Here is a 19,464-nt window from a genome sequence, read left to right on the forward strand (position 1 = left end):
GTCCTTTTAAAATTGGCATGTCAGGCGCAAAAGGATTAAAACAGCTTCACGGCCGTCATAAATCCGACGTAAAGTCGCCCCAAATCCGACCTAAATCGATTCAGGATAATCGCCTTGATCTCGATCAATAAAGAGCCTGCGCCGCCTCCCCCGCGGCCGGCCGGTACGATCGGCTGGCGCGCACGCATCGCCGCGTGGGCACGCGGACCGACCCTCGCCCGCGACATCACCCTGGTGCTGATCGTCAAGCTGATCCTCCTGATGTCGCTCAAATACGCATTCTTCAATCATCCGCAGGCCGAGCACATGTCGTTGCCGCCTGCCGCCGTCGCCGAGAAACTGCTCTCGGTACCGGCGCCTGCATCTACCGAGGGAGACCACCATGATAAGTAGTGAAGTCGTCGATCTGTCACGTCTGCAGTTCGGCATCACGGCGCTCTACCACTTCCTGTTCGTGCCACTGACGCTCGGCCTGTCCTGGCTGCTCGTCATCATGGAAGCGGTTTACGTGATGACCGGCAAACAGGTCTACAAGGACATGACCCAGTTCTGGGGCAAGCTGTTCGGTATCAACTTCGCGATGGGCGTGACGACCGGCATCACGCTCGAATTCCAGTTCGGTACGAACTGGTCGTACTACTCGCACTATGTCGGCGACATCTTCGGCGTGCCGCTCGCGGTCGAAGGCCTGATGGCGTTCTTCCTCGAATCGACGTTCGTCGGCCTGTTCTTCTTCGGCTGGAACCGCCTGTCGAAGGTCAAGCACCTGATGGTCACGTTCCTCGTCGCGCTCGGCTCGAACCTGTCCGCGCTGTGGATCCTCGTCGCGAACGGCTGGATGAACAACCCGGTCGGCGCCGAATTCAACTACCAGACGATGCGCATGGAGATGACGAGCCTGTTCGACGTGCTGTTCAACCCGGTCGCGCAGGTGAAGTTCGTGCACACGGTGTCGGCCGGCTACGTGTCGGCGGCAATGTTCGTGCTCGGCGTGTCGTCGTGGTACCTGCTGAAGAAGCGCGACGTCGACTTCGCGCTGCGCTCGTTCGCGGTCGCGGCCGGCTTCGGCCTCGCGGCGACGCTCTGCGTGATCGTGCTCGGCGACGAATCGGGTTATACGACCGGCGAAGTGCAGAAGATGAAGCTCGCCGCGATCGAATCCGAATGGGAAACGCAGCCGGCACCCGCATCGTTCACGCTGATCGGCATCCCGAACCAGGAAGAGCAGCGCACCGACTACGCGATCAAGATCCCGTATGCGCTCGGCCTGATCGCGACGCGCTCGATCGACGAACCGGTGATCGGCCTGCGCGAGCTCGCGAAGCACAGCGAGGAGCATATCCAGAGCGGGATGGTCGCGTACGGCGCGCTGCAGAAGATCAAGCAGGGTGACACGAGCGACGCGACCCGCGCGCTGTTCGACCAGCACAAGCAGTACCTCGGCTACGGGCTGATGCTCAAGCAGTTCACGCCGAACGTGGTCGATGCGACACCCGAGCAGATCAAGGCGGCCGCGAAGAAGACGATCCCGCCGGTCGCACCCGTGTTCTTCTCGTTCCGGATCATGGTCGCCCTCGGCTTCCTGTTCGTCGCGACGTTCATCGCCGCATTCTGGTTCTGCGCGCGCCGCGAACTGCTGCAGGACAACCGCCGCTGGTTCCTCCGCTATGCGGTGTGGGCGATCCCGCTGCCGTGGATCGCGATCGAATTCGGCTGGATCGTCGCCGAGCTCGGCCGCCAGCCGTGGACGATCGCCGGCGTGCTGCCGACGCATCTGTCCGCGTCGAGCCTGCAGCCGAGCGACCTGTACCTGAGTCTCGCGGGCTTCATCCTGTTCTATACCGCGCTGTTCGTCATCGAGATCAAGCTGATGTTCAAGTACGCGCGCCTCGGCCCGTCGTCGCTGCATACCGGCCGCTATCACCACGAAATCGCGGCCGCCAGCGAGCGCGCCCCGGCGTGAGCACGCACCTGAAACGGAACAAGGAATCGCTATGGACTATGCAACTCTCAAGCTGATCTGGTGGCTGCTCGTCGGCGTGCTGCTGATCGGCTTCGCCGTCACCGACGGCTTCGACATGGGCGCGACCGCGCTGCTGCCGTTCCTCGGCAAGACCGACGAGGAGCGCCGCATCATCGTCAACACCGTCGGCGCGACGTGGGAAGGCAACCAGGTGTGGCTGATCACGGCCGGCGGCGCGATGTTCGCGGCCTGGCCGCTCGTCTACGCGGCGTCGTTCTCCGGCTTCTACTTCGCGATGCTGCTCGTGCTGTTCGCGTTGTTCTTCCGGCCGGTGGGCTTCGACTACCGCAGCAAGCGGCCCGACCCGCGCTGGCGCGCGGGCTGGGACTGGGGCCTGTTCGTCGGCGGGTTCGTGCCGGCGCTCGTGTTCGGCGTCGCGTTCGGCAACCTGCTGCAAGGCGTGCCGTTCAAGTTCGACAGCGACCTGCGCGTGACCTACTACGGCAGCTTCTGGGCGCTGCTGAACCCGTTCGCGCTGCTGTGCGGGCTCGTCAGCCTCACGATGCTCGTCGCGCACGGTGCGGCCTTCATCAAGATGAAGACGGAAGGCGTGATCGCGCGCCGCGCGTCGGTCGCGCTGCGCGTGGCGTCGTTCCTCGCGGTCGTGCTGTTCGTGCTGGCCGGCGTGCTGGTCGCTTCGACGATCGGCGGCTTCCACATCACGCACGCCGCACCGACCGACACCGTCGCGAACCCGCTGCTCAAGGACGTCGCCGCCGGCTCGGGCCTGTGGCTCGCGAACTACAGCGAATTCCCGTGGATGATCGCGGCGCCCGTCGTCGCGATCGCGGGTGGCCTGATCGCGCTGCTGCTCGCCGGTTCGAAGCAGGAGAAGACGGCGTTCTTCTGCACGGGCCTGATGATCACCGGCGTGATCTTCACCGCCGGCTTCTCGATGTTCCCGTTCATCATGCCGTCGTCGCTCGACCCGCGCAGCAGCCTGACCGTGTGGGATTCGACGTCGAGCCACATGACGCTGCAGGTGATGCTGTTCGCGGTGATCGTGTTCCTGCCGCTCATCCTGCTCTACACGAGCTGGGTGTATCGCGTGATGCGCGGCAAGGTCACGCGCGAGGTGCTCGAAGAGAACAAGCATTCGATGTATTGATGCTTTGAACCGGGACGGGGCGCGCACGCGCCCTCGCCCACCGTTTCGCAAGGAGTCGGATCATGTGGTATTTCAGCTGGATTCTCGGTATCGGCGTCGCGCTGTCGTTCGGCATCGTCAACGCGATGTGGCTCGAAGCGCGGCAGAAGACGCAGGAAGCACGCGTTCGCCACGACTGACGCGCACGCGGCCGATCGCGCCGCCGCCGTCTCGAAGGAACCTCGCCTCGCGCGAGGTTTTTTTTCGCCCCGGCCGGCCGGACAAGCCCGACGCGCCGATGCCAATTTAGCGCCAGATTGATACCACTTGAATACCAATAAAAGGTTTCATAAGATCTTTGGACACGGCCGCGGACAGGCCGAATCCATCTGGGTGGGGGAGACATGCGAATCCCGTATGTGGCGCGCGCTTGCGCGCTGTCTCGTCGTCGGCGTGTGGCGGCCGGTTGTGCGTCGTCGGCAAGCATCGCCGTCATCGTGCGCGTAGGGTGCGCCACCACGGCATCGGTGGCAGTCTCGGCCGTGCGCCGCCGATGAAGACGCGTACCCGCCCGCGCCGATCCGACCGGCACGCCTGCCCGCCACCCGTTCCGTAACGCACGCCCCAGCGTGCCGACTGCGCGCGGGGCAGCCGCATCGCCCGCGCACCCTGTTGTCCCCGCAGCTCCATTGAAAGACCCGCTCGCAGCGACGTCATCCCGTGACGCCGCTACGCCCCCTTTTTTCTCAGGAGTCCGCATGAACCGAACCTTGTCCATCCTGTTTGCCGGCCTGCTGGTCGCCGCACTGTCGCCGGTCGCGCTCGGCGCGCTGCCTGCGTCGAGTACGGCGACCGCGGCGGTCGGCGCCGTACGCCCACCCGTGCCGCCGGCCGATCTCGCGGCGCGGCTGTCGAACGGCCTCGCGCTGCGCGTCGCCGTCGACAACAATCACGCGGCCACGGCCGGCGTGCCGTGCGCCGACCTCGGCGCCGACGGCGCGGCCTGTGCGACAGGCCGCCTGATCCTGCAGAACCGCGGCCACCAGGCGATCGCCGACGGCGGCTGGAAGCTCTACCTGCACAGCATCCGCCGCCTGCTGCGGATCGACCGTCCCGGCTTCGCGCTGCGGCGGCTCACCGGCGACCTGTACGAACTGACGCCGCAACCGGGCTCGGTGCGGCTTGCGCCCGGCGAGCGCATCGAGCTGCCGTTCGTCGCCGAATACTGGCTGCTGCGCTACAGCGACGTGATCCCGCGCCCGTACGTGGTCGTCGATGGCGCGCCGCCCGCCGTGCTCCGCTACAACGACACCGACGACGAACTACGCTACGTCGAATCGCTGCCGGCCGACGCGCAGAACAACTCGACCGGCAATGCGCCGCCCGTGGCCGTGCGGCCCGATGCGAGCCGCGCGCTGCCGAGCGTGAAGCGAGAACAGCCGCTGCCCGGCACGCTCGACCTGCGCGGCGTCGAGCTCACGCTGCCGAACCTGCCGGACGCGCAGGTCGCGGCGCTGCGCGACCGCGCGGCGACACTCGGGCTCGACGGCGCACGCGTACCGGTGTGGGGCGCGGTCGCGCCGCGCCGGCTGCCGGCCGACATCGCGACACCGGGCGGCTACCGGCTCGCGATCGGGCCGCGCGGCGTGCTGATCGAAGGCTACGATCGCGCGGGCCTCTACTACGGCGTGCAGACGCTCTACTCGCTCGTGCCCGCCGGCGGCGGACCGATCCCGGCGATGCTGGTCGAGGATGCGCCGCGCTTCACGCATCGCGGGATGCACGTCGATCTCGCACGCAACTTCAAGCACCCGGCGACGCTGCGCCGGCTGATCGACCAGATGAGCGCGTACAAGCTCAATCGCCTGCACCTGCATCTGTCCGACGACGAGGGCTGGCGCATCGAGATTCCCGGCCTGCCCGAACTGACCGAGATCGGGGGACGCCGCTGCCACGACCCGAGCGAGACGCGCTGCCTGCTGCCGCAGCTCGGTTCCGGCCCGGACAACCGGTCGGGCGGCGGCTACCTGACGCGCGACGACTACGTGTCACTGGTGCGCTACGCGGCTGCGCATTTCGTCGAGATCATCCCCGAGATCGACATGCCCGCACATGCGCGCGCGGCCGTCGTGACGATGGAGGCACGCTACCGCCGGCTGCATGCGGCCGGCCGCGATCAGGAAGCGAACGCCTACCGGCTGCTCGATCCGCAGGACACGTCGAACCTGACGACGGTGCAGTTCTACGACCGGCGCAGCGACCTGAACCCGTGCGTGCCGGGCGCGCTCAATTTCGCATCGAAGGTGATCCGCGAGATCGCTGCGATGCACGCGGACGCGCAGGCCCCGCTGCACATCTGGCATTACGGCGGCGACGAGGCGAAGAACATCTTCCTCGGCGGCGGCTTCCAGCCGCTGAACGGCACCGACCCGAACAAGGGGCGCATCGATCTCGCCGCGCAGGACAAGCCGTGGGCGCGTTCGCCCGCGTGCACGGCCCTGCTCCAGCGCGGCGAGATCAAGTCGATCGACGAGCTGCCGACGCGTTTCGCGCAACAGGTGAGCGCGGCGGTCAGCGCGAACGGGATCGACACGATGGCCGCGTGGCAGGACGGCATCAAGCATGCAAACGGGCCGCAGGACTTCAGCACGCGCCACGTGATGGTGTCGCTGTGGGACACGATCTTCTGGGGCGCATCGGACAGCGCACGCGACCTGAGCGGCAAGGGCTACCTGACGGTGCTCGCGCTGCCCGACTACCTGTACTTCGACTTCCCGTACACGCTCAACCCGCGCGAGCGCGGCTACTACTGGGGCTCGCATGCGACGGACGAGTACAAGGTGTTCTCGCTGGCGCCCGAGAACCTGCCGCAGAACGCCGAAGTGATGGGCGACCGCGACGGCAACGCGTTCGAGGTCACGGGCACGGGCCCCGCGCCGCGCATCGAGGGCATGCAGGGGCAGGCGTGGGGCGAGGTGATGCGCAACGACACCTTCCTCGAATACATGGCCTATCCGCGGCTGCTCGCGCTCGCCGAGCGCGCATGGCACCGGGCCGACTGGGAGCTGCCGTATGCGGCCGGCGTGCGCTTCAAGCGCGGCGACACGCATCACGTCGACATCGCCGCGCTGCAACGCGACTGGGCCGGTTTCGCGACGCTGCTCACGCAACGCGAACTGCCGAAGCTCGACCGGGCCGGCATCGGCTACCGGAAGCCGACCTTCACGCTGACGAACCCGTGAACGGCCAAGCAGTCGAGCGGTGGCGCGATGCGGGCGAACGCGTCGCGCTACCGCGCATCGGTTACCGGAAGCCTACCTTTATGCTGACGGAACCGTGAACGGCCAGGCGGTCGAGAGGTAGCGCGATGCGGGCGAACACGTCGCATCACCGCACCACCAAAGAAAAACGGCTTGCGACACATCGCAAGCCGTTTTCGTTTTACCGGCCGGCCCGGACCCGCAGCGCGGATCGGGCCGGCTTCGTCACATCAGGCCGGTTGTACGGCCGCCCCGCTGCCCGACGGCGGCAGGCGCGCGCCGAGCTGTTCGGCATAACGTGCGGCCGCGTTGCCGCAGACGATGTGGAACGTGTCGAGCGACACCCATGCGACGTCGAGCGCACCGAGACGATCGCGATCGACCGCCGACGGATCGCGCACGACCACACGCAGGCGAGTGGTCGCGACCGCGTCGAGCGACACGACGTTGGTCGCGCCGCCAAACACCGCGAGCCAGCGCGTCGGCTCCGGATCGAGCGGGCCGGCGGCCGCGCCCGTGACGGGTTGCGCCGCGGCGGCCGTCGCCGTCGAGGCTGCGCCTGCCGCGCCGCTGCCGATGGCAGCACGCATCTCGTCGGCAATGATGTCGGCCTCGGGCCCGATGATCACCTGCACGCTGTTGCCGCCGCGCTTGAGCACGCCGCGCGCGCCGATCGACTTCAGTTCCGGCTCCGATACCTTTTCCGGATCGACGACGGTCAGGCGCAGGCGCGTCGTGCACGCGTCGACGACCGACAGGTTGCCCGCCCCGCCGAGCGCGGCGATGTAGCGTTGCGCGCGCGGTGCAGCAGCCGTCGCAGCAGCACCTGCCGCCGGTGCGACGAAGCCGCCCGATGCATACGATTCCGCGGCCCCATCGGCCGATGCCGGCTCACGGCCCGGCGTCGCCATGTTGAACTTGCGGATGAAGAAGCGGAACAGCCCATAGTACGCGGCACCGTACGCGATGCCGAGCGGGATCGCGATCCAGCCCTTCGTCGACAGCCCGTAGTTCAGCACGTAGTCGATCGCGCCGGCCGAGAACGTGAAGCCGAGCTTCACGTCGAGGATCTGGCAGATCGCGAGCGACAGCCCCGTCAGCACCGCGTGGATCACGTACAGCACCGGTGCGAGGAACATGAAGCTGAATTCGATCGGCTCGGTCACGCCGGTCAGGAACGACGTGAGCGCCATCGAGAACAGCAGGCCGCCGACCATCGCGCGGCGTTCCTTCGGCGCTTCGTGCAGCATGGCGAGACACGCTGCCGGCAGGCCGAACATCATGATCGGGAAGAAGCCGGCCATGAAGGTGCCCGCGGTCGGGTCGCCCGCGAAGAAGCGGTGCAGGTCGCCGTGCACGATCTCGCCACCGGCGGGCGGCGTGAAGTTGCCGAACACGAACCACGCGAGCGAGTTGATGATGTGGTGCAGGCCCGTGACGAGCAGCAGGCGGTTCAGGAAGCCGAACACGAACGCACCGATCGCGCCCGCCGTCGTCAGCCACTGGCCGGCCGCGTCGATCAGATGCTGGACCGGCTGCCAGACGTACCCGAACGCGATGCCGAGTATCACGCAGACCAGGCCCGTGATGATCGGCACGAACCGTTTGCCGCCGAAGAACGCGAGGTAGTCCGGCAGCTTGATGTCTTTATAGCGGTTGTACAGCAGGCCCGCGACCACACCCGCGATGATCCCGGACAGCACGCCCATGTTCAGCTTGGGATCGATGTCCTTCATGATCGCGGTTTCGATCAGGTAACCGATCGCGCCCGCGAGCGCCGCCACGCCGTTATTGTCCTTCGCGAAACCGACCGCCACGCCGATCGCGAACAGCAGCGGCAGGTTGTCGAAGATCGCACCGCCGGCGTCGGCGATCATCTTGATGTTGAACACGTCCGGCTGGCCGAGTCGCAGCAGGATGCCGGCAACCGGCAATACCGCGATCGGCAGCATCAGCGCCCGGCCCAGGCCCTGTATTTTCAGAAACGGATTCCCGTTCATTCAGTCCTCCAATCCTTGTCTCGTCATTAATCGTCGTTGACCTAATTGCTTTCGTCTTGAAACCGGTCGCGAACCTGCCGTCGACGCTCAGTCGAGCGGCCAGACCTCGCGGCTTGCTGCCCTTACCGCCTGTGCCGAATCGAGCGCGAGCAGATCCTGCGCGCGCTGACGGCACAACTGGTAATCGAGACGGCGCACACGCGCCTTGATGCCCGGCACCGATACGGGGTCGACCGACAGTTCGGTCACGCCGAGGCCCACCAGGATCGGCACCGCGAGCGGATCGCCGCCGAGTGCGCCGCACACGCCCACCCACTTGCCGTGCTTCGCGGCGCCGCGCACCGCGATGTCGATCAGGCGCAGCACGGCCGGATGCAGGCCGTCGGATTGCGCGGCGAGATCGGCCTGGCAGCGGTCCATCGCGAGCGTGTACTGCGTCAGGTCGTTGGTACCGATCGACAGGAAATCCGCGTGCTGTGCGAGCTGGTCGGCCAGCAGCGCGGCCGACGGCACCTCGATCATCACGCCGACTTCGATCGGCTCGGTGCGGCCCTGCGCGCGCGCGAATTCGTCGATGCGCTTGCGCAGCCGCACGAGCTCGCCCGCGTCGGTGACCATCGGCAGCAGGATGCGCACCGCGCCGAGCGGCTTCACCGCGAGCAGGCCCTGCAACTGATCGTCGAGCAGGTCGGGGCGCACCTGCGCGAGGCGGATGCCGCGCAGGCCGAGCGCCGGGTTCGGTTCGGGCGGCAGCGTCAGGTAGTCGACTTCCTTGTCGGCGCCGACGTCGAGCGTGCGGATGATCGCCGTGCGGCCCTGCAGCGCGTCGACGATCGACTGGTAGCTCTGCTGGTGTTCGACGACCGTCGGCGCGGCCTGGCGATGGATGAACATCAACTCGGTGCGCAGCAGGCCGACCGAGTCGGCGCCGTTGTCGACCGCGGTGTTCGCATCGTCGAGCGTCGCGATGTTCGCGGCGACCTCGATCGCGCGGCCGTCGACCGTCGCGGCCGCAACACCGGCCAGTTGCCGGTTCGCCTCGCGCACGCCGTCGAGGCGCTGGCGTTCGTGCCGCGCACGCTCGACGTCGAGTGCGGTCGGTGCGTGTTCGAGCCGGCCCGCGCTCGCATCGACGACGACCTGCGTGCCGTCCGGAATCGCGTACAGCGCATCGCCGACCGCGACCAGCGCCGGAATGCCGAGCTGCCGCGCGATGATCGCCGCGTGCGACGTCGCGCCGCCGCGCGCCATCACGAGCGCGGTCACGCGCTGGCGATCGAGCGACGACAGGTCGGACGGCGTGAATTCCTCGGCCGCGAGCACCGCTTCGTCGGGCAGCGCACGTGCTGCACCGTTCGTGTGGCCGAGCGCACGCAGCACGCGCTTCTCGATGTCGCGCAGGTCGGCCGCGCGTTCGGCAAGCAGCGCATCGTCGAGCTTCGACAGCGTGTCGATCTGCGTGCGGATCGTCGCGCGCCAGGCGAAGCCCGCGCTCTTGCCGAGGCTGATCAGGTCGCGTGCCGCATCGATCAGCGTCGGGTCCTCGAGCAGCACGCGGTGCACCGCGAAGATGCCCGCTTCGCCGACCGCGCCACGCGCCGATGCGTTGCGCACCGTTTCGTCGAGTTCGCCGTCGACGGCCTTCAGCGCCTGGTCGAGCTGGCGGCTTTCCGCAGCCGGCGTGCCGGAGGCCTGCTCGGGCGGCACGATTTCCGCATCGTCGAGACGCACCAGCGTGCCGACCGCGATGCCGGGCGCCGCGCACACGCCTGCGAGCGTGTTCGGGTCGATTGGTGCGCCGACGTTGCGCGCGACCGTCTGCGGCGCGGGCGACCTCAGCCGCGCCGGCTTTTCCTCAACTTCGCCGTGCGCTTCGCGCAGCAGCTCGTGCTCGACCGCATCGACGGCCTGCTGCGCATGCGCGCCACGACCGACCAGTTCGACCGTCGCGCCTTCGCCGGCGCCGAGGCCGAGCAGACCGACGACGCTCGCGATCGACGCCTTGCGGCCGTCGAACAGCACGTCGACGGTCGCGTCGAACCCGCGCACGGCTTCGCGCGCCCGCGCGGCCGGCCTCGCATGCAGGCCGCCCGGTTGCGTCAGCACGATTTCACGGCGCACTTCGTTGTGCGCCGCGGCGCCGGCTTGTGCCGCCTGCACGGCCGCTTCGCCCTTGCCGCGCAGCGCGAGCAGCGGCGTCTCGCCGGCCGTCGCGAAGCCGCTCGCGCGATCGACGACCTCGAACGCATCCGAGTTTGCGATCGCGATCACCGACACGAGCGAATGCGCGCTGCGCGCCACCGCGTCCTGGTCGAACTCGATCAGCAGCGTGCCGGCCTCGACACGTGCGCCGGCCTCGACGTGCGCGATGAAGCCCTGCCCGTTCAGCTCGACGGTGTCGATGCCGATGTGCAGCAGCACTTCCGCGCCTTGCGGCGTCGTGATCGTCACCGCGTGGCCCGTGCGCGCGAGATGCGACACGACGCCCGCGCACGGCGCGACGAGCTGGCCCGCGAGCGGGTCGATGCCGATGCCGTCGCCGAACATCCCGCCGGAGAACACCGGATCGGGCACGTCGGCCAGCGCGACGATCGGCCCCGTCAACGGGGCAAGCAGGACGATCTGATCGTGGGTGGGGCTCTTCAACTGGGACTCCTCGGCGCGTCTCATCGGCTGTCTCGGCTATCAGTGCGTTTCGGTGACTTTGTTCAGGTGGCGCGGCGTGTCGGGATTGCGGCCGCGCGCAACGGCGAGATCCGCCGCCATCACGTAGAACGAAAGAATGGCGGCGATCGGGTCGAGCGCCGAATGGGCAGACTGCGCGAGCGGCAGCACGGTGCCCGATACGCCGGGCGTGCCGGCGGGCGCCGCGAGCAGCACGGCCGCGCCGCGTGCGCGCATGTCGGCGGCAAGCTGCAGCAGGCCGGCCTGCTCGGGCCCCGGCGGGGCGAACACGAGCAGCGGATAGTCGCGGTCGATCAGCTCCATCGGGCCGTGACGGACTTCGGCGCTCGAGAACGCCTCGGCCTGGATGCCGGACGTTTCCTTCAGCTTCAGCGCGGCTTCCTGCGCGATCGCGAGACCCAGGCCGCGGCCGATCACGATCATCCGCTCGACACCCGCGAGCGCGGCAACGGCCTGCGACCAGTCGAGCTGGCCGGCCTGCGCGAGCACGTCGGGCAGGCCGCGCAGCGCGGTCATCAGCGCGGCGTCGCGCTGCCAGTACGCGACGATCTGCGCGGACAGCGACAGCATCGCGATATAGCTCTTCGTCGCGGCGACCGACAGTTCGGGGCCGGCGAGCAGCGGCAACTGGTGCTCGCACGCGTCGGCGAGCGGCGACGGCAGCACGTTCACGGCGGCGACGGTACGCGCGCCGGCTTCGCGCAGCGCGGCCATCGTATTGACGAGATCGGGGCTCTTGCCCGACTGGGAGAAGGCGATCGCGAGCTGGTCCTGCACCTTCAGCGGCGCCTGCTGCAGCGTCGCGACCGACATCGGCAGCGACGCGACCGGCACGCCGAGGCGGCTCATCGTCAGGCTCGCGAAATAGCTCGCGGCGTGATCCGAGCTGCCGCGCGCGACCGTCAGCGCGACGGCCGGCGGGTGATCGAGCAATTGACCGGCAAGCGCTTCGACGCGCGTGGTGTCGGCGATCTGCGCGGCGACGACCTGGGCGGACTCGCGCGCTTCCTTAAGCATATTCGACAATCGATTCTCCTTCGACGTAGGTCGCGGTGAGGTTCAGGTCGCGATCGAACACCGCGAGGTCGGCCCATGCGCCGCGCGCGAGGCGGCCGCGATCGGTGACGCCGAGGTAGTCGGCCGCGTAGCGCGACATCCGGTTCGACACGTCGGCGATCGGCAGGCCGAGCGACACGAGGTTGCGCAGCGCCTGGTCCATCGTCAGCGTGCTGCCGGCGAGCGTGCCGTCGGCAAGGCGCACGCCGCCGAGGCACTTCGTCACGTGCTGGCTGCCGAGCCGGTATTCGCCGTCGGGCATGCCCGTTGCGGACGTGCTGTCGGTCACGACATACAGGCGCGGGATCGCGCGCAGCGCAGCACGAATCGCGCCCGGGTGGACGTGCAGCAGGTCGGGGATGATTTCCGCGTATTCGGCATGAGCAAGCGCCGCGCCCACCAGGCCCGGGTTGCGGTGATGCAGCGGCGACATCGCGTTGAACAGGTGCGTGAAACCGCACGCGCCGTGCTTGAGCGCGGCCACCGCGTCGTCGTAGGTCGCGAGCGAATGGCCGAGCTGCACGCGCACGCCGCGCGCGGCCATCTCGCCGATGATCTCGATGTGGCCGGCGATTTCCGGCGCGAGCGTGACAACGCGGATCGGCGCGATCGACAGGTACTTCAGCACTTCGTCGAGCACGGCCGACACGGCCGCGTCGGGCTGCGCGCCGAGCTTGCCAGGATTGATGTACGGGCCTTCGAGGTGCACGCCGAGCACGCGCGCGCCGCCCGGCGTGCGGGTGCGCGCGACGCTGCCGAGATTGCCGACGACTTTCATCAGTTCGTCGCGCGGCGCGGTCATCGTCGTCGCGAGCAGGCTCGTCGTGCCGAACTGCGCGTGCGTGCGGGCGATCGTCTCGATCGCGTCGCCGCCTTCCATTACGTCGGCGCCGCCGCCGCCATGCACGTGCAGGTCGATGAAGCCGGGCAGGATGTAAGGCGCGTCGTTCTTCGCGGGATCGACGGGCTTGCCGTCGAGGGTCGTGATGCGGCCGTTCTCGCTATCGAGCGAACCGTGAATCCAGCCGTCGGGGGTAAGGATGTTTCCAGTCAGCATGACGTTCTCTTGATGATCTGGTGACGCGGGCATCCGCGTCGTGATTTGCAAATTCGTGTCGTTGCTTCACGCTTGCCGCGCGCGGGCAGTCTCGCGCGTCAGCGTTTCAGTTCGGCGACGAAGTCGTAGTAATCGTCGCGGCAATACGTTTCGCTCACTTCGATCGCACGCTGGTCGGCGCCGTAGCCGATCCGCGTGATCACCAGCAGCGCCGAGCCCGGCTTCACCGCCATCCATTTCGCGATCGCGTGCGTCGCGTTCGCCGCGCGAAAGTGTTGCAGCGCGCGCACGACGGTCATGCCGCGCGCCTCGAGGTATTCGTACAACGACGCGCCGAGCACCTGCGGATCGGGCACCACCGCGGCCGGCAGCGTCGAGTGCTCGACGGCCATCACGATGCCGTCCGCGCGGCGCAGCCGTTCGAGCCGCGCCACCGTCGCGCCGGGCGCGAGGCCGAGACGCGTGATCTCGTCGCGATTCGCGGCGCGCAGCGTGCGCGACAGCCACACCGAATCGGGCACGAAACCGCGCTGCTGCATCTTCGCGGTGAAGCCGACGAGACGCGACAGCGGATCGGCGACACGCGGCGTGATGAAGCTGCCCGCCCCGCGCGCCCGCTTGATCAGCCCCTGCTCGACCAGCAACGCGAGTGCGCGACGGGCCGTGATCCGCGACACGCCGACCGACACCGACAGCAGCCGCTCCGACGGCAGCGCCTCACCGGCCCGCCACGCGCCGGCATGGATCGCGCTCGCCAGATTGCGGGCGAGCTGCAGATAGAGCGGCGTGTCGCTGAGGGGATCGGGCGCCAGTTCGGACCAGCCGGTTTCCATGTGCCTCCGGGTGTCGGACGACGACCGCAGGCCGTCGAAAGTGAGGGCATTATATAACCACCATAATACCAGTCAACGAACTGGTATTAGCGGCGCAGAAATCGCCGAAAGCCTTGCCCGGCAAGCGTTTTAGTTCCGATAAACCCTTTGTTTACAACGAAGTGCGGGGTAGGGATTTACCCGGATTGGTATGCAAGGGGACAGTTCCAGTGCGCGGTTCGGCCAGGTTTTGGGCGCGAATATGAGACCTGAATAGAACCAGTTGAGCCGACTGGTATGCACGGGCGGCAAGGCACCGCGCGTTCGACGGCGTGCGCCGGTTGCGTCAGTGGAATTCGCGGCTCGACGTGCGCAGGCCGCCCAGCAGCGGCGTCAGATCCTCGAAGTGCTGCACGACGAGGTGCCTCACGTCGCTCGCGACCTGCCATACGCCGGACGCGGCGAGCAGCCGCGAATCGAGGGTTTCGCGGCGCTGCCGCGCGAGCAGCTCGGGCCGGACGATCAGGTTCACGCAGCCCGTTTCGTCCTCGAGCGTCATGAACATCACGCCTTTCGCGGTGCCCGGCATCTGCCGCGCGGTCACGAGCCCGCACGCGCGCGCGAGCCGGCCGTCGGGGCGGTCGTGCAGTTCGGCCGCGGACGACAGCCGCCGAGCGCGCAGCGCGGGCCGCAGCAGCGCGACGGGGTGGCGGTTCAGCGTGAGGCCGGTGGTGTGATAGTCGGCGAGGATGTCGTCGGCTTCCGACGGCGCGCCGAGTGCGGGCTTTTCGGGTTCGTCGATCGGCGCGGTCGCGAGCAGGTCGCGTTCGGGGGCTGCTGCAACCGCTTGCCACAGCGCATCGCGGCGATGACCGGCGAGCGCCGCAAGCGCGTTCGCGGCGGCGAGCGCTTCGAGATCGCGGCGTTCGAGCTGCGCGCGGCGTGCAAGGGTGTCGACGTTGTCGAACGGGCCGGCCGTGCGTGCGGCCTCGATGCGGCGCGCGGCGGCTTCGCCGAGACCGCGCACGAGCGACAGGCCGAGCCGCACGGCCGGCTGGCCGTGCGGAGGCGGCTGGTCGGGCAGCGCTTCGAGCGATGCTTCCCGGTTGCTCTGCGTCACGTCGATCGGCAGCACCTGCACGCCGTGACGCTTCGCGTCCTGCACGAGCTGCGACGGCGGGTAGAAACCCATCGGCTGGCTGTTCAGCAATGCGGCGAGGAAGATTGCCGGTTCGTGACATTTGAGCCAGCTGCTGGCGTATGCGAGTTTCGCGAAGCTGGCTGCGTGGCTTTCGGGGAAACCGTAATCGCCGAAGCCCTTGATCTGCTCGAAGATCTGTTCGGCGAAGTCGGGCGGATAGTCGCGCTCGCGCATCCCGTCGACGATCTTGCGGTGATATTGCTCGAGATTGCCCTTGCGCTTCCACGCGGCCATCGCGCGGCGCAGCTGGTCGGCCTCGCCCGGTGTGAAGCCGGCCGCGATCATCGCGATCTGCATCACCTGCTCCTGGAAGATCGGCACGCCGTACGTGCGTTCGAGCGCGGGCTTCAGATCCTCCTTCGGATAACTGACCTTTTCGATCCCCTGGCGCCGTTTCAGATAGGGGTGCACTGCCCCGCCCTGGATCGGCCCCGGCCGCACGATCGCCACCTCGATCACCAGGTCGTAGTAAGTCCGCGGGCGCAGGCGCGGCAGCATCGACATCTGCGCGCGCGATTCGATCTGGAACACGCCGACCGTGTCGGCACGGCAGATCATGTCGTAGGTCGCTTCGTCATCCTGCGGAATGTGCTTCAGCGTGAACGGCTCACCATCCGGCTCCGGCGGCCCGCGCCACGCGGTGCGCATGTCGAAGGCGCGATGCAGCGCCGACAGCATGCCGAGCGCGAGCACGTCGACCTTCATCAGCCCGAGTGCTTCGAGATCGTCCTTGTCCCACTGGATCACGCGCCGCCCGTCCATTGCCGCGTTCTCGACCGGCACGAGCCGCGTGAGCTTGCCGCGGCTGATCACGAAACCGCCCGAGTGCTGCGACAGGTGGCGCGGAAAGTTCAGCAGCCGCGCGGCGAGCCGGGCCCACGCCAGGATGAGCGGCGTCTCGGGATCGAGCCCGATCGTCGAGAATTGCTGCAGCAGGTCGCGGCTACCGTCGAACCAGCGGTGCGCTTTCGCGACGCGATCGACCAGCATCGGATCGACGCCGAGTGCCTTGCCGGTTTCGCGCAGTACGCCGCGCGGGCGATAGGTCGATACGGCGGCCGCAAGTGCGGCGCGGTTGTGCCCGTATTTTTCGTAGATATGCTGAATCACTTCTTCCCGGCGCTGATGCTCGAAATCGACGTCGATGTCGGGCGGCTCGCCGCGCTCCGCGCTGATGAAGCGCTCGAACAGCATCGTGCTCTGCTCGGGATTCACCTCGGTGATGCCGAGGCAGAAGCAGACGACCGAGTTCGCCGCCGAGCCGCGCCCCTGGCACAGGATGTTCTGGCTGCGCGCGTATTTGACGATGTCGTAGACGGTCAGGAAGAACGGTTCGTAGCTCAGTTGCGCGATCAGGTCGAGTTCATACCGGATCTGCTTCGACACCTTCGCCGGCACACCTTGCGGATAGCGTGTGGCCGCCCCGGCCATCGTTTCCTGCTCCAGATAGCTCGTCGGCGTGAGCCCCTTCGGCACGATCTCGTCGGGATACTCGTAGCGCAGCGAGTCGAGCTTGAAATCGCATGTATCGAGAATCGTGCAGGTCTCCTCGATCTCCGCCGGCGAATACAGATTCCCGATCCGGTTCCGCGCACGCAAATGCTGTTCCGCATTCGGCGCAAGCGCATACCCGCACTCGGAAACCGGCATGCCGACGCGAATCGCCGTCATCACGTCCTGCAGCTCCTTGCACGAGCGCCGGTGCATCGTCACGTCGCCGAGCGCGACAATACGCACGCCACGTCGCTCGCCGGCCGCACGAATCTCCTCGCGCTGCGCACCGTCCAGCGCGCGCTGCAGTTGCACGAGCCCGAGCCGCGCACGCTCGCCGAACGTCGTGCGAAACCACGCGACCTGCGCATCGAGTACATCGGCACGCACCGGATACGTGGGCACCAGAATCGCGAAGCAGTCGGGCATGCCGCGCAAGTGTGCGAACGCCTCGGGCGGCGCCGACAGCATCCGCGACGTCAGCTTGTAAGTGCCCTTCGGCGACGCCATCCGCCGCCACGAAATCAGCTCGGACAGGTTGCCGTAGCCCTCGCGGTTCTGCGCAAGCAACACGAGGCCGAACGCCCCGGGGCCCGGATCGTGGCCGGGCGCGACTTCATCCGGCGTGACCTCGAAATACGAACCGATGACGAGCGGCAGCCCTTTCGCCTTCGCCGCGACGTGCATGCGCGGTGCGCCGGCGAGCGAGCATTCGTCGGTGATCGCGATCCCGCGATAGCCGAGCTCGAACGCACGCTCGACCAGTTCCTCCGCATGCGACGCGCCATGCAGGAACGAAAAGTTCGAACGGCAGAACAACTCCGCGTAATCGGGCAGCCAACTGAATTCCGCAACCATGACCGCTCACCCGAACAGGCCGTGCAGGAACCAGCGCGGCTCGGCCTCGCTCCCCGCCCGCTCCTTGAACACCCAGTAGCACGCACCGGCCTCGTCCTGCGCGACGCAGTAATCGCGCGCAGCGAGCTGACCGTCGAACCATCCGGCCTCGATCCGCTCCACCGACGACATCATCCTCAGCGGCGTATGAAATACCGGCCGCTCCCCGCGCATCAACAACGGCAGCGGCTCCGCCAGCAACCACGCGGGCCTCGGCGGCACGGCGGGCGGCCCGCCGGCCGGCTTGCCGGCCTGCGCATCGAGCGGCAGCCAGCGATTCGCGGCCTCGGGCCGGTGATCGGCGACGGGCGCCGCGCGCAGCACGTTGTCCGCGCCGAGCCGCGCGACCAGCAGCTCGAACAGCCGCGCGCGCGTCTCGCGCGTGCCGCCCGGCTCGGGAAAAAGATCGTCGGCCGGCGGCGCGACCGATTCGACGCGCGTGGCCTTCAGACGCACCGCGATCACCGCGGCCGGCAACTCGACGCGCGCGAGCCGCTCGCCGAGCAACCGCATGAAATGCGCCTCGTCACGCACCGGCGACGCGAACGCAAGCTCGAGCGGTGTCGGCGGCACGGCCTGACGGCCGCGCTCGTGTTCGAGATCGAACGTCATCGCGGCCAGCGACAGGTGCCGCGCGGCCAGCCAGCCGCACAGCTGCACGACGAGCCGCCGCGCGGCGAACAGCACGGCTTCCGCGTATTCGACGCGCTCCGGCAATTCGAGCCGCACGTCGAACACGGGCGGCACCGCCATCCACGCAAGCGGCTCGACCGCATCGCCATACGCACGATCGAGTGCGGCCAGCAACGCGGGCCCGCAACGACGCTGCAGCCCCGCGCGCGGCAGGCCGCGCAGATCGGCGAGCGTGCGACAGCCGAGGCCGTCGAACCAGCCCGCATACGGACGCGCATCGGGCAGCAGCACGCACGGCAGCCTGTCGAGCGAACGAACGAGCGACACCTGGCCGGCGACACGGCGCCGAATGCGCGCACGGGCCGACACACGCGCGAGCAGCCACGCGCCGCACCCGGTCGGTGCGGCGGACAGGCGCGCCGCATAACCGAGCGCCGCGAGCGTCGCGCGCACCTGGCGGCACAGCGACGGCAGGCCGCCGAACAGCCGCAGGCTCGGGCCGACGTCGACGATCAGCGTGGCTTCGTCGTCGAGCGCGACGCACGGCGAGAAGCGCAGCAACGCGAGCGCGACCGCGCGCAGCGCATCGGCCTCGCGCGCGGGATCGCGTTCGACGAGCTGCGTATGCGGCGCGAGCGTGAGCACGCCGCCGCGCTTCATGCCTGCACGCACGCCCTGCCGGCAAGCGGCTGCGTCGGCGATCAGCACGACACCCTGCTCGAGCACCGCACAGCCGGCGCCGCCGGCCTCGCCCGCCTCACCGTCAGACGGGGGCGCGACGCACACGTCGAGCGGCAGGCGCGGCAGATGGATGCCGAGCAAGACGCGCATAGCGGCTCTCCACGATAGGCGACGGCAGGTCGAGCACGAGCGGCTCGCTGCGGGCGGGGCCACGCCGCTTGACGATGTCGAGCGACACGCCGCCCGGCACCGGGTACAGCGCGACACGCAGCACGGCCGGCGACGGCTGCCGCTCGGCCGACAGCGGGCGCAGCATCACGAACAGCGTATCGCCCGTGCGCGCGGCCGCGAGATGCAGGCGCCGCAGCGCATCGGGCCGCGCGTCCTGCCACAGCAGCAGCGCGCCGCAACAGCCGGTCTTGAGTGCCTGCTCGGCAGCCCACAGCGCATCCGTGCGGCTGCCGGCACGCAGCCACAGCAGCGCGTCGGCCGGCACGCCGAGACTGGCGAGCGCGGTCGCATGCGGCGACTGCGGCGGCGCGACGAGCGCGAGTGGCCGCCGCGCGCTGACGGTGCGCGCG

At 68.5% G+C, this 19,464-nt stretch carries 13 protein-coding genes; 5 read left to right on the forward strand and 8 right to left on the reverse strand.

Features of this window, described 5'->3' with window-relative positions:
- Positions 1 to 114 precede the first annotated feature (114 nt).
- From cydP to BDI24065_RS34545, 5 genes are all read left to right on the forward strand, one after another.
- A complete protein-coding gene (gene cydP, locus BDI24065_RS34525; RefSeq protein ID WP_011353248.1) occupies positions 115 to 393 on the forward strand; it encodes a cytochrome oxidase putative small subunit CydP in 279 nt (92 codons plus the stop codon).
- Positions 383 to 1,963, forward strand: a complete 1,581-nt coding sequence (locus BDI24065_RS34530) for a cytochrome ubiquinol oxidase subunit I (protein WP_011353249.1) — start codon at positions 383 to 385, stop codon at positions 1,961 to 1,963. The genes cydP and BDI24065_RS34530 overlap by 11 nt, the downstream gene beginning before the upstream one ends.
- 31 nt (positions 1,964 to 1,994) lie before the next feature.
- Complete coding sequence (gene cydB, locus BDI24065_RS34535) at positions 1,995 to 3,131, forward strand: cytochrome d ubiquinol oxidase subunit II (RefSeq protein ID WP_175034953.1); 1,137 nt, start codon at positions 1,995 to 1,997, stop codon at positions 3,129 to 3,131.
- A 62-nt stretch (positions 3,132 to 3,193) separates the two neighbouring features.
- Positions 3,194 to 3,310 carry a cytochrome bd-I oxidase subunit CydX gene (gene cydX, locus BDI24065_RS34540; protein ID WP_011353251.1) on the forward strand — a complete coding sequence of 39 codons (117 nt, stop codon included), beginning with the start codon at positions 3,194 to 3,196 and terminating at the stop codon, positions 3,308 to 3,310.
- A 558-nt stretch (positions 3,311 to 3,868) separates the two neighbouring features.
- Complete coding sequence (locus BDI24065_RS34545) at positions 3,869 to 6,352, forward strand: family 20 glycosylhydrolase (protein WP_175034954.1); 2,484 nt, start codon at positions 3,869 to 3,871, stop codon at positions 6,350 to 6,352.
- Positions 6,353 to 6,600: 248 nt separating this feature from the next.
- On the opposite strand, the gene nagE is transcribed toward BDI24065_RS34545, so the two are convergent.
- The 8 genes from nagE to BDI24065_RS34585 all read right to left on the reverse strand — a co-directional run.
- On the reverse strand, positions 6,601 to 8,370 hold the full coding sequence (gene nagE, locus BDI24065_RS34550) for an N-acetylglucosamine-specific PTS transporter subunit IIBC (RefSeq protein WP_175034955.1): 1,770 nt from the start codon (positions 8,368 to 8,370) through the stop codon (positions 6,601 to 6,603).
- An 87-nt stretch (positions 8,371 to 8,457) separates the two neighbouring features.
- Entirely contained in the window at positions 8,458 to 11,040 is a 2,583-nt protein-coding gene (ptsP, locus tag BDI24065_RS34555) for a phosphoenolpyruvate--protein phosphotransferase (protein WP_175034956.1), read from the reverse strand.
- A gap of 15 nt (positions 11,041 to 11,055) precedes the next feature.
- Positions 11,056 to 12,072 (reverse strand): SIS domain-containing protein, encoded by a 1,017-nt coding sequence (locus BDI24065_RS34560; protein WP_175034963.1) that lies wholly within the window; start codon positions 12,070 to 12,072, stop codon positions 11,056 to 11,058.
- Positions 12,065 to 13,168, reverse strand: a complete 1,104-nt coding sequence (nagA, locus tag BDI24065_RS34565; protein WP_174989963.1) for an N-acetylglucosamine-6-phosphate deacetylase — start codon at positions 13,166 to 13,168, stop codon at positions 12,065 to 12,067. The genes BDI24065_RS34560 and nagA overlap by 8 nt, the downstream gene beginning before the upstream one ends.
- A 98-nt stretch (positions 13,169 to 13,266) precedes the next feature.
- On the reverse strand, positions 13,267 to 14,001 hold the full coding sequence (locus tag BDI24065_RS34570) for a GntR family transcriptional regulator (protein WP_043187255.1): 735 nt from the start codon (positions 13,999 to 14,001) through the stop codon (positions 13,267 to 13,269).
- Positions 14,002 to 14,326: 325 nt separating this feature from the next.
- The gene (locus tag BDI24065_RS34575; RefSeq protein WP_175034957.1) at positions 14,327 to 17,530 is read right to left on the reverse strand and encodes an error-prone DNA polymerase; all 3,204 of its coding nucleotides are present in this window, start codon (positions 17,528 to 17,530) and stop codon (positions 14,327 to 14,329) included.
- Between the two features lie 6 nt (positions 17,531 to 17,536).
- Positions 17,537 to 19,033, reverse strand: coding sequence for a Y-family DNA polymerase (locus BDI24065_RS34580; protein WP_175034958.1), 1,497 nt, complete (start codon positions 19,031 to 19,033; stop codon positions 17,537 to 17,539).
- The coding region (locus BDI24065_RS34585) for a recombinase RecA (protein WP_175034959.1) at positions 18,966 to 19,464 on the reverse strand (499 nt) is incomplete at its 5' end. The genes BDI24065_RS34580 and BDI24065_RS34585, both read right to left, overlap by 68 nt.

Origin of the sequence: Burkholderia lata (assembly GCF_902499025.1) — a bacterium.
GTDB classification, from domain to species: domain Bacteria; phylum Pseudomonadota; class Gammaproteobacteria; order Burkholderiales; family Burkholderiaceae; genus Burkholderia; species Burkholderia lata_C.